Genomic DNA, 12,293 nt, shown 5'->3' with positions numbered 1-12,293 from the left:
TTTTTTAAATCCTTTACTAAAGTCTATTCTACCGCACATAAATAGATAAAACATTTTATTTATTGCATTTAAAATGACAAAAAAGACAAATTCTAGCATAAATTTTAAAATTATTATAAGAACAATTTATAAGCATTATAAAAATTGACAAGGAGTACAGCTAATATCACAAACTGATAAATCATTGTGACTTTTTCTGAAGATACCTTTTTACTTAGATAGGCACCCAATAAACCACCTATCATTCCAGCTGGTATAATATACACTAATAAACTCAAATCAAAGTGACTAAAATCAGTACTTAACTGGATGGTAATAATTTTTGAAAGTTGAGAAAATAAAATCGTAATAATCGAATATACTGTGGCATCTTTTATTGGCACACTAAACAACATCATCAACAGAGCCACATTTAGTGGTCCTCCACCAATACCTAGAAAACTAGCAATCGCTCCCAAAAACACCCCACACAATATAATGGATAGCAAACTTTTAAAGTGATAACTTTTCCACTGTGATTTACTGTAAGCATAAGAAAAAATCAATGTCGAAACAATTAATATAATCTGAATCAGTGAGACTATTTTTTCGGATGGCATGATACTCACTAATTTATCAAGACCAAGACTGCCTAATATCCCACCCAAAACAGAGCCTAACGATAATGATAAAGCAAATGGCCAACTAATTTTTATCCCATTTTGTACTTGTCTAGCTGTTGATACTAAAGACATACTTAAAACAGCCACTGTTGAATAAAATGAAATACTTAAAACATCATGATAGCCTAACATATCGAATAGAGGTTTTATGATAACTCCTCCACCCATACCAGAAATTGCACCAATGCTATTGGCAAAAATGATAATAAAAAAATATACCCAACCAATCATTTAATCTATCCCCCTTAAAAAGACTACTTATCTCTTAGTGTATCGGTAGATAAGTAGTCTGTCTATTATTAATTACGATAATAGATAAGTTAATAGTGGAGATAATTCTTTTTTATAAGCAATGTATAAACGATTCATAGCTCTTGAAAAAGCAGTGTATAGTATTTTTTGGTCTCTAATAGTTGTATACTGCTCACTAGTAGCATCAAATAGTAGAACATTATCAAATTCCAACCCCTTAGCTAAGTTAATACTGGTTACTGCCACATTGGGCATATCATTGAGTACCTGTTCTACTCTCTCTTTTTCATATTCTGTTTTCACCAGTATAGTTAACTCTTCACTAGGTATTGTTTCTAAAATATTAGTAATCAGCGAGAGTAACTTATCAACAGTTTCGTACTTTATTAATTGTGGTTTAACTCCAAATGGACGAATCGGTACAATCTCAGCATTTTTTGATAGTGATAATTCATTAAATGCTTCTGTGATTGCTCCTGTCGAACGATAACTTGTTAACAAATGATAAGTTGTTAATTCCTTATTATCTTTAGAAAATAATTGTTCTATGGCTTGAAAAGGTGTACTCGTATTAAAAATAGCTTGGTTTTCATCGCCAACCATTGTAAAATCACTTTTTGGAAAAAGAAGCAATAAAAACTGTAATTGAGCAGGTGTGTAATCTTGTACTTCATCAACTAAAACAAATTTCATATTAGGCATTGTTAATCGCTCGACATAATAGTGTTTAATACATAGGAGAATAATTGCCTCATCTAATGTAATAGGAGCCATTTGCCTAGAGTATGACATACTTGAGAATCCTTCAAACAATTCATTAAATAAGACGAGTTGGTTTAACCAACGATAGCGATTAATTTGTTGTGTGACTTTTTTATATTTTTTTCTTAGTAGTTTTTCTGCATAACGGGTCAAACTTTTCTCAGAGTCATCCTGAATCAAATGACCAAAATATTTTTCTTGTTGTTCTTCTGTCAATGACGTTACTTGGTCATGAATTTTTTTAGTCCGAGATTGCTGTATCAATCGCTCATCCCAACTACTCAACAATCGCTGTTTAACTCCTTGTACGCGGTCAACATGTGAACTATTTTTAGGTGTTTCTTCAAATAATTGACTAATTTGTTGTTTACTAATAATTGGTTTATCACGGTAAATAATATCTTTGAATAACTGTTCATGATTAAAATCATGAAAGACATTTTCCTTAATGTAATTAATAAACTGTTCATCTCTTAATACGTCTGTTTCTTTTGATATCTGACTTTTAGATATGCGTTTAAAATAATTTTCTTCTGACTCAATTGATCGATTCATATAGCTTTGGGCAAATTGTAGAAGAGTCATATTACGAGGATTTTTCTCACCAAGCGAGGGTAAAACATCTGAGACGTATTGGATAAATGCTTTGTTAGGAGATAAAATTAACACGTCATCTGATGTAATCTTATCTTGTAAATTATAAAGCAAGTAAGCAATTCGTTGCATAATAGCAGATGTCTTACCACTACCAGCGACACCATTGACTAATATATACGGTGTTTTCGTATCACGAATAATCACATTCTGTTCTTTTTGAATGGTTGCTGTAATATCTCGCATTTTCTTAGTGTCATCTTTTGCTAGTGCATCAAGTAACACATCATCTTGAATAGAGACCATTGTATCGAAATATGTGATTAACTTATCTTTTTCAATAACAAATTGACGTCTTTCTTCTATTGATGTATCAATTATCGTTCCTCTGACATCATAGGATGAAGTACCTATTTCATTGTTATAAAACAATTCTGCAATTGGAGAACGCCAATCATAAATCAAATTATCATTCTTATCATCTGAAAAACCATGCATTCCTATATAAAAGAAGTCTGGTTCTTCTCCATCTAAAAAATCAACTTTTACTTTTCCAAAATATGGGTTTTCTAGTAGTCGATTTACTTTATCTAACGTTAGTTCACCGTTTCTAATTTTGATATTATATTGATCAATTTCTCTATTTTTCATTTCAATTTGAGAAAAGCTATCTAGTTTATCTGATATACCATCAACATTTAACTTGATATCTTCTGTGATTTTACTCATCATTGTTTGACCAGATTGCTTTGTTTCATCTAACCACTCACTCAATTTTTTTTGAGTCTGCATAAGTTGAGCATACGTTAACTTTAGATACTCTTCTTCTTGTCTTTTAACTGTTTCAGACACATTCATCATTCCCTTCACTAATTGGAACAGTATTATTAAAGAATAACCATATCATCATTTATTTTACAAGACAAGTTAAGAACCAGTAATTCCTAAAAAACGATGCCCCAGAAGTTATATTTAAGGTAAAAATCACTCAACTAAATTAGAAAGAAATATGACTATTAGAATGCAAATTCCTGTTAGTGACTAATAGACAAAATAAACCATGTTTTGCATTTTTATTCTTTTTTTAGTACGATAGCCATAATAAGTTACAACAGAAAGGATCGAGTAAAAATGGACAAACATAAAAAAATTATTCTACCAAAATATCAACAGGTAGCCATTGAAATCGCTGAGAGAATCGATACTAATTACTATAAAGTTGGAGATAAAGTCCATGCTAGATCAACATTAGCTAATACTTTTGGCGTTTCACCTGAAACTGCTAGGAAAGCTGTCAATATTTTAGTTGATGTGGGCATTATGGAAGTTAAACACGGCAGTGGTGTATTAGTTGCTTCAAAAGAAAAAGCAACCTCTTTCTTATCTCAATATAAGGATGTCCAAAATATTGAAGAAATCAAGCAAGACTTATTAAAAAATATCCAGAAACAAAAAAAAGAGTTAGACAATTTGACTGATTTGGCTAATCTACTTGTTTCTCAAACTAAAAAAATCAATCATGCTAACCCACTTCTCCCATCTGAGTTGCAATTAACCAAAGAAGCCGAACACTTGGAAAAAACCATCAAAGAACTAAATTTATGGCAAGAAACGTCTGCAACTGTTGTAGCAATTCTTCATGAGCAGCAATTGTTAATCTCTCCAGGACCATATGCGAAAATATCTGCTGGTGATACACTTTACTTCATTGGAGATGAGTTTTCCAAGCAACGTTTATCAAATTTTTTTTATCCGTCATAATCCTATATATACCATGCCTTATTATCATATTTTCTGAAAATAAAATGATAATAAGGCATTTTTTTCTTTGACAAAGTGACCATTCTGTTATAACATTATGTGGTCACTTTCAAAAAGAGAGAATTTTTATAAAGGAGTTTTGTAATGACTAAAGTAAAAGTTGAAAATTTAACCAAAATATTTGGGAAAAAACAACAACAACAAGTTGCGTTACAGATGGTAAAAGAAAAAAAATCAAAAACAGATATTGTCAAAGAAACTGGGGCAACTGTTGGTGTATATGATGTAAATTTTGACGTTAAAGAAGGAGAAATATTCGTTATTATGGGGCTTTCTGGTAGTGGAAAGTCAACATTGATTCGTTTAATCAATCGAATTATTGAACCAACTTCTGGTGATATTTACATCGATGGACAAGACATAGCCAAACTTGATAAAGAGCAGCTTAGAGAAGTCCGTCGCCATAAAATGAGTATGGTATTTCAAAATTTCGGGTTATTTCCACATCGAACAATTTTAGAAAATACTGAATATGGTTTAGAAGTTCGTGGTGTTGAAAAAGAAGAACGTCAAAAACGAGCTGAAAAAGCACTAGAAAATTCAGGTTTAATCACTTTTAAAGATCAATACCCAGATCAATTATCTGGTGGGATGCAACAACGTGTTGGTCTAGCTCGTGCACTTGCCAATGACCCTGAAATCTTATTAATGGATGAAGCTTTCTCTGCACTTGATCCTTTAATTCGTCGCGAAATGCAAGATGAGTTGATTGAATTGCAAGATAAAGTGAAGAAAACAATTATCTTTATTACTCATGATTTAAACGAGGCCTTAAGAATTGGAGATCGAATTGCGTTAATGAAAGATGGTCAAATTATGCAAATTGGTACTGGTGAAGAAATTCTAACCAACCCAGCAAATAATTATGTCCGTGAATTCGTTGAAGATGTAGATCGTTCAAAAGTCTTAACAGCTCAAAATATCATGGTTCCGGCAATTACAACAAACCTTGATATTGATGGACCAAATGTAGCCTTACAACGTATGCGTAGCGAAGAAGTCAGCATGCTAGTTGCTGTTAACAAAAAACGTGAACTACTTGGAACAATCACAGCGGATGCAGCGGCTGAAGCGAAGAAAAATAAACAAACATTACGGGATGTTTTAGATACTGGTATTATTACCGTTGAAAAAGATATGCTGATAAGCGATATCTTTCCTCTTATCTATGACTCACCAACTCCTATTGCAGTTGTTGATAACGACCGACTACTAGGTGTAGTGATTCGAGGCAGTGTGATTGAAGCACTAGCTGATACAACAGATGAAAACGAGGTGATGGATAATGAATAATTTACTAGTAAGTACTTTACCAGTTGCAGATTGGGTAGAAAACATAACAGAGTGGTTTACAAATACATTTTCTGGCCTATTTTCTTTTATCCAAACAGTAGGTAAGCAAATAATGGATGGCATGACCACCCTACTAACAGCTATTCCACCGTTAGTATTTATCGTTTTGATTACTGCATTGGCTTTCTACATATCTGATAAGAAAAAAGGATTGTCTATTTTTACTTTCCTTGGTTTGCTATTTATATTAAATCAAGGGCTATGGGCAGATTTAATGAGCACATTAACCTTAGTATTAATTTCAAGTATCTTATCTGTCATTATAGGTGTTCCTCTTGGTATATTAATGGCGAAGAGTGATAAAGCACAAGCTATTCTGACGCCTATTCTAGACTTTATGCAAACAATGCCTGGATTTGTTTACTTAATTCCAGCCGTTGCATTCTTTGGTATTGGGATGGTTCCAGGGGTATTTGCCTCAGTTATCTTTGCTTTACCTCCAACCGTTCGTTTTACAAATTTAGGGATTCGTCAAGTACCAGAAGAACTAGTTGAAGCAGCTGATTCATTTGGTAGTACTGGAAAACAAAAACTATTTAAACTGGAATTACCTTTAGCCAAAAGCACCATCTTAGCTGGGATTAATCAAACAACTATGCTAGCTTTATCAATGGTAGTTATTGCATCAATGATTGGTGCTCCAGGTTTAGGACGTGGCGTGTTATCAGCTTTACAACGTGCTCAAGTTGGTAATGGATTTGTTAATGGTTTAGCTTTAGTTATTTTAGCGATTATCATTGATCGTTTTACACAATATGTTAATAAACCTCGTACAGAAAAAGTAAAAGAAAAAAATCCTAGAAAAAAACAAATAACCATTATTGCTGCAGTTGTGGTATTAGTTGCTGCGATTGGCTCATCACTCTTCTTATCATCTAACACAGCAAGTGATAAAAAAGTTAATTTAGCTTATGTCGAGTGGGATTCAGAAGTCGCTTCAACTCATGTTGTTGCTGAAGTATTAAAACGTCAAGGATTTGATGTAGAAACAACACCACTAGATAATGCTATTATGTGGGAATCTGTTGCTACTGGAAAAGCTGATGCAAGTGTCTCTGCTTGGTTACCAAGCACTCATAAAGCACAAGCTGATGAGTATAAAGATAAAATTGATATTTTAGGAACTAACCTAGAAGGGGCAAAAGTCGGATTAGTTGTTCCAAGTTACATGGATGTTAATTCAATTGAAGATTTATCAGATGAAGCTGGAAAATCAATTACTGGTATTGAACCAGGTGCTGGCGTAGTTTCAGCAGCCAATAACACATTAAAAGCATATTCCAACTTAAGTGATTGGAAAGTTGAAACATCTTCATCTGGAGCGATGGTCGTTGCATTAGACCAAGCCATTAAAAACAAAGAACCTATTGTCATCACTGGTTGGACTCCACATTGGATGTTTAATAAATATGACTTAAAATATTTGGAAGATCCAAAAAAATCAATGGGAGAAACAGAAGCAATCAAAACATTTACACGTTTAGGATTTAAAGATGATTCTCCTGAAGCCTATAAAATATTGAAAAACTTTAACTGGTCTACTGAAGATATGGGAACAGTTATGTTAGCTATCAATGAAGGGCAAAGTCCTGAAGAAGCTGCAAAAGAATGGGTTGACAATAACCAAGATAAAGTAGAAAGTTGGTTAAAATAAAACCAAAAAGAAACTCGTCAGAAATGAGCGAGTTTCTTTTTTATTTATCCTCTTTTAATAAAGCTTTTTGAGAAAGTTTTGCAGTAATAACACCACCTAATAAAATCACCACAACACTTACAATAATCACTGGTTCTGAGTCAAACCATTTTTTTGTTTGTGGTAGTCTGTTAATCGTCGTAAAACAAGCAATCCCCCACCCGAAAACTAAATAACTATAATAAGGTGTGTTTTTTCTTTTAATTATAAGATACGAAACAACTGTCATCGCAATAAAAATAATAGATATGGATGCATACAAAGGAATAGAAACAGATAAAAAACGATTCCCTAACATAACTGAGCCAATATAGCCTATCATTAATAAAATACTTATCATAAAAACACCAAGATATTCGGGTTTGTCAAGTTAAGTGTGTAAGTAATTTTAAATAATAATAGAACGACAATTTGACAATGAGTCGTCCTGTGATAATCTTCGAGGATAAGAGGGCATTTTTAATAAAGCTCTTGTCCCGATAAAAATTCACAGGACGAGAGACTCGTTGTCAAATTATATATATCCAACCTATTTTGATTAGTACCGATTATATTTTTCAACTCGTTTTGAAAAAGAATCATTAACAGTTAATTGATTAAGCACCATAGCCCAATTGTGAACGTGTCCACCTTCCCATTTACTTTGAAGTTCTTTTACTCGAAGATATAGCAGCTTAAGAAGGGCATTCTCATTAGGGAAAGCGCCTTTTTTAGTTACCTTACGGAAACTTGAATGAACACTCTCTACAGCATTTGTTGTGTACATTATTTTTCGAATAGCTGATCCATAATCAAATAGTTGTTCAACATGTTGAAAATTTCTTTTCCAAACATCAACAGCTCCTGGATAAATAGCCCACTTTGTTTGAAAGGTATCAAAAGCTGTTTGAGCAGCTTTTAAAGAAGAAGCGCTGTAAAAAGACTTCATATCCTTACAAACTTCTTTATAACTCTTACTTGGTACATAGCGAAGGGCATTTCTAACTAAATGAACTAAACAACGTTGAACCACAACGCCTGGGAAAATAGCTTTAGCACCATTTTCAAGTCCTGATACGCCGTCCATTGAAATAAATAGAATATCTTCAACTCCACGCTCTTTAATCTCATCAAAAATCTGCATCCATCTGTTTTTTGATTCTGTTTGATTTAACCAAAGGCCTAAAATTTCTTTATTTCCTTTTAAATCATAGCCAAGAATTGTATACACTGCACATTCTTTCACTTCATAATTTTCTCTTAGAGTGACATACATACAATCAACAAACAAGAAGGCATAGCATTTGGCCAGAGGTCTGATTTGCCATTCCTCAAGTTCTGATAATATTTGATCTGTGATATCCGACACCATGTCATGAGAAATAGTAAAGCCATAAATATCTTCAATTGTCGAGGCAATATCTCGTTGACTCATGCCTTTGGCATACATAGAAAGAACTTTACTTTCAATACTTGAAACGTCTTTGCTTCTTTTAGGAATAATTTCTGGTTCAAAAGAAGCATCTCTATCTCTTGGAACCTGAATGTCTAATTCACCGAAACTTGTTTTTAACTTTTTATTTCCATATCCATTCCGTCTGTTTTGAGTTTCTTTTTCTTGTCTTGACTGATTCTCATAACCTAAATGATTATCTAATTCTCCACGTAGCATAGCTTCAAACATCGGTCCAAAAACATCTTTTAAAGCTTCTTGCATATCTTCAACCGATTCTGGTTGATAGATGTCAATAATTGATTGAGCTAACTTCGCTGATTTTTGGTCTCTTTTCTTTTTAGCCACAGCTTCTCACTCCTTTAATCTATTGTAAAAAAAGAAAAACCGCGAAGCAACCCACTACCTAGGATGGTAGGTTACTTACACAGTTTATATTACACTCTCAGATATTCCACGACTTTTGATTGTCTACTTAACTTAAACGTCATTTTTTCTAAATACTTAAATACACTAAACACTAACAACATGCTAAGTATTCCATTTAATAAAATTGTCAAAATATTTATTGAAGGATTTTTTTGTGTCAGTGTACTAAATAAAGAAAAACCTGAACTAATACCAAATACCATATAAAATACCGATAACTTTTTACTTAAAGGCACTCGTGGCATCTCTTTAAATAACTCATCCAAATAGTCTTTAGGTTCTTCACCAAAATAGTCTTCAGCTGATATTCCTGATTGTTGAGCATCCAATATATCATACAGTATATTTAATAAAGCTGTTTCTATCACCTCATCATCTCCAAATAACCCTTTAAAACGTGTATACAATAATATTTTCTCATAGTAATCCTTGCTTTCAGATGTAAGCATATCCCTTAACTCATTATTTTTATCAATCATTTTTTCAACTGTCATATTAGTTCTCCTTTTTTAATATCAAATTGACAACAGCACTCAAATTAACCCACTGTTCTTCAAATTCTTCTAGCCGATGTTCACCTTCTTTAGTAACTGAATAGTATTTTCTATTTGGACCATCAGGGGAAGGTAATAATTCACCTCTAAGCATTCCTTGTTTTTCTAATTTTTGTAATAAAGGATACACTGTTCCAGCACTTAAATCTGTAAAACCTAAGTGGATTAATTTTTGAACTAACTCATAACCATATGTTGTCTTTTCTTGTAATACTGATAACACACAGCCTTCAAGAATTCCTTTTAATAATTGCGTTTGTTTCATCTTCTCCTCCACTACTATGTTATACCTATTACTTTTTAAACTATATCATATCACCACTAGTATGTAAAACATAATAGCAGAAATAAAAAGAGGCTGACCCAAAAGTATTAGAATATAAAAAATCCCATGAAATCCGTTAATTACAACGTTGATTTCATGGGATTTCTATTTTGATAGTTAAGTGATTTTGATTGAAAAAGTTACTTTTGGGTCAGCCTCTTTAAAACATTATATTATTGTCGGATTAAGTAGTCAAAGGCTCCTAAAGCCGCAGTTGCACCACTTCCCATAGAAATAATGATTTGTTTATAGGCACTGTCAGTACAATCGCCTGCAGCAAAAACGCCAGGGACATTTGTCATACCATGCTTATCAACAATAATCTCACCACGATCAGTTGTAGTAATTGTTTCAGGTAGCCACTCAGTATTAGGTATTAAACCAATTAAGATAAAGACACCCTTCACATCTAACTCGTGGATTTCATTAGTTGTGACATCTTCATATACGAGTTTTTCTACGCTATCTGATCCTTCGATAGACTTAGTCGCTGCGCCGGTTATGACAGTCACATTTGGTAAAGAATATAATTTGTCCTGTAATACTTTATCAGCTTTTAATTCAGGTAAAAATTCTAAGACATAAACGTGTTTACCCATACCTGCTAAATCAATAGCAGCTTCAATGCCTGAATTCCCCCCACCAATTACAGCAATATCTTTTCCTGCAAATAAGGGTCCATCACAGTGAGGACAATAAGCAATCCCTTTGTTTTTAAATTCCTTTTCACCCGGTACGTTGATGTTGCGCCATCTAGCACCCGTTGATATAACTAATGATTTCGTTTTTACCACTGCTCCGCTTTCTAGAGACACTTCAACAAAACCATTTTTCTGAATATCTTTTGCTCGTTGATTTTTCATAATATCAACATTGTATTGTTTCACATGTTCTTCTATCTGATTCATCAACTGTGGACCTTCTATATAAGGTGTTCCGATGACGTTTTCAATACCTAAAGTGTCCATCACTTGTCCACCAAATGTATCAACTATCATACCAGTTCTGATACCTTTTCTTGCAGCATAAATTGCAGCTGCTCCACCGGCAGGTCCACCACCAATGACAAGAACATCATAAGGGTTTTCTTGATCAATATCACTAATATCTACACTACCTAATATTTTTTCTAAAATAGTACTTAATTCCATACGTCCACTTGAAAATTCTTCGCCGTTTAAAAAGACAGTAGGAACTGCCATTATTTTTTTAGCGTCAACTTCTTCTTGATACATACCGCCTTCAATCATTGTATGAGAAATTAAAGGATTTATCACGCTCATAATATTTAGCGCTTGAACCACATCAGGACAATTATGACACGTTAAACTAACAAATGTTTCAAAAGATAATGGTTCATCTATTTTTTTTATTGTGTTAATGACTGAATTCTCAACTTTTGGTGCACGACCACTTACTTGTAATAAAGCAAGTATAAAGGATGAAAATTCATGACCTAGAGGTAAACCAGCAAATGTCACACCACTTGTCTTACCTGGTTGACTGACCTCAAAGCTAGGTGTTCTTTCTAGTGTTTCTTCAACGAGGGTTAAACGTGGAGACAACTCGCAGACACTTGTTAAAAACTCTCTCACTTTTTTTGACGAGTCACTATCATCTAAACTTGCTTTAAACTCAATATCAGACTCTAGTAGTTCCAAATATTGTTTTAATTGTGCTTTTGTTTCATTATCTAGCATATTTATCTCCTTATATTTTTCCGACTAAATCAAAGCTTGGTTTTAATGTCTCACCATTTTCTTTCCACTTAGCAGGACACACTTCGCCTGGGTTTTCACGAACATATTGTGCTGCACGAATTTTATCTACTAAAATACTTGCTTCACGGCCGATTCCATCAGCATTAATTTCGATTGTTTGCACCACACCATCTGGATCAATGATAAAAGTCCCACGTTGTGCAGCTCCAGCTTCTTCGTCCAACACATCAAATTGACGAGAGATTACATGAGATGGGTCTCCAATCATAATGTATTCAATTTTACCGATAGCATCTGATGTATCGTGCCAAGCTTTGTGCGTAAAATGAGTGTCTGTTGAACAAGAATATACTTCAACACCTAAACTTTTCAACGTTGCATATTGATCTTGTAAATCTTCTAACTCAGTAGGACACACAAAAGTAAAATCTGCTGGGTAGAAGCAAAGAATACTCCATTGACCTTTAAAATCTTCATTTGATACAGAAATAAATTCTCCTTTATGATAAGCTTGTGCGTTAAACTCTTCAATTTCTTTTCCAATTAATGACATAATAATAACCCTCCGTTAATTTTTTTGATTCTAATAACTAGAATCTTATTTATAATAATTATAAACAAAGAATATGTTTAAGTCAATCATTATCCTGATTAACTTAAAGTATTCATTAAAATAACACATAATACACATATTT

11 protein-coding genes are annotated in these 12,293 nt (G+C 33.2%); 3 read left to right on the top strand and 8 right to left on the bottom strand.

All coding sequences use genetic code 11. The features are described from left to right. Positions 1 to 113: 113 nt before the first annotated feature. Together JNUCC83_RS01865 and JNUCC83_RS01860 are read right to left on the bottom strand one after the other, a co-directional pair. Positions 114 to 893, bottom strand: coding sequence for a sulfite exporter TauE/SafE family protein (locus tag JNUCC83_RS01865; protein WP_454460560.1), 780 nt, complete (start codon positions 891 to 893; stop codon positions 114 to 116). Between the two features lie 72 nt (positions 894 to 965). Next, positions 966 to 3,128 (bottom strand): HelD family protein, encoded by a 2,163-nt coding sequence (locus JNUCC83_RS01860; protein ID WP_454460559.1) that lies wholly within the window; start codon positions 3,126 to 3,128, stop codon positions 966 to 968. Positions 3,129 to 3,401: 273 nt separating this feature from the next. Here JNUCC83_RS01860 and JNUCC83_RS01855 point away from each other — a divergent pair, with 273 nt between their 5' ends. The 3 genes from JNUCC83_RS01855 to JNUCC83_RS01845 all read left to right on the top strand — a co-directional run bounded on the left by JNUCC83_RS01855 (position 3,402) and on the right by JNUCC83_RS01845 (position 7,098). Beyond that, the gene (locus JNUCC83_RS01855; RefSeq protein ID WP_454460558.1) at positions 3,402 to 4,031 is read left to right on the top strand and encodes a cation:proton antiporter regulatory subunit; all 630 of its coding nucleotides are present in this window, start codon (positions 3,402 to 3,404) and stop codon (positions 4,029 to 4,031) included. Positions 4,032 to 4,175: 144 nt separating this feature from the next. After that, positions 4,176 to 5,384: a quaternary amine ABC transporter ATP-binding protein gene (locus tag JNUCC83_RS01850; RefSeq protein ID WP_454460557.1), complete on the top strand. Its 1,209-nt coding sequence runs from the start codon at positions 4,176 to 4,178 to the stop codon at positions 5,382 to 5,384. Continuing rightward, positions 5,377 to 7,098 (top strand): ABC transporter permease/substrate binding protein, encoded by a 1,722-nt coding sequence (locus tag JNUCC83_RS01845; protein ID WP_454460556.1) that lies wholly within the window; start codon positions 5,377 to 5,379, stop codon positions 7,096 to 7,098. The genes JNUCC83_RS01850 and JNUCC83_RS01845 overlap by 8 nt, the downstream gene beginning before the upstream one ends. Positions 7,099 to 7,138: 40 nt before the next feature. Here JNUCC83_RS01845 and JNUCC83_RS01840 read toward each other — a convergent pair whose 3' ends face one another. The 6 genes from JNUCC83_RS01840 to ahpC all read right to left on the bottom strand — a co-directional run bounded on the left by JNUCC83_RS01840 (position 7,139) and on the right by ahpC (position 12,151). Then, positions 7,139 to 7,477 (bottom strand): hypothetical protein, encoded by a 339-nt coding sequence (locus tag JNUCC83_RS01840; protein WP_454460555.1) that lies wholly within the window; start codon positions 7,475 to 7,477, stop codon positions 7,139 to 7,141. A gap of 198 nt (positions 7,478 to 7,675) precedes the next feature. Beyond that, the gene (locus JNUCC83_RS01835) at positions 7,676 to 8,917 is read right to left on the bottom strand and encodes an IS256 family transposase (protein ID WP_454459153.1); all 1,242 of its coding nucleotides are present in this window, start codon (positions 8,915 to 8,917) and stop codon (positions 7,676 to 7,678) included. An 89-nt stretch (positions 8,918 to 9,006) separates the two neighbouring features. Next, positions 9,007 to 9,492, bottom strand: a complete 486-nt coding sequence (locus JNUCC83_RS01830) for a hypothetical protein (RefSeq protein ID WP_454460554.1) — start codon at positions 9,490 to 9,492, stop codon at positions 9,007 to 9,009. 1 nt (position 9,493) lies between these two features. Beyond that, positions 9,494 to 9,817, bottom strand: coding sequence for a PadR family transcriptional regulator (locus JNUCC83_RS01825; protein ID WP_454460553.1), 324 nt, complete (start codon positions 9,815 to 9,817; stop codon positions 9,494 to 9,496). Between the two features lie 233 nt (positions 9,818 to 10,050). Further along, positions 10,051 to 11,577: an alkyl hydroperoxide reductase subunit F gene (gene ahpF / locus JNUCC83_RS01820; RefSeq protein ID WP_454460552.1), complete on the bottom strand. Its 1,527-nt coding sequence runs from the start codon at positions 11,575 to 11,577 to the stop codon at positions 10,051 to 10,053. Between the two features lie 10 nt (positions 11,578 to 11,587). Further along, positions 11,588 to 12,151, bottom strand: coding sequence for an alkyl hydroperoxide reductase subunit C (ahpC, locus tag JNUCC83_RS01815; RefSeq protein ID WP_454460551.1), 564 nt, complete (start codon positions 12,149 to 12,151; stop codon positions 11,588 to 11,590). Between the last annotated feature and the right edge of the window lie 142 nt (positions 12,152 to 12,293).

Source organism: Vagococcus sp. JNUCC 83, assembly GCF_053667615.1.
The sequence above is the reverse complement of the archived record's forward strand: the minus strand, read 5'-3'. Positions and strand labels throughout refer to the sequence as shown.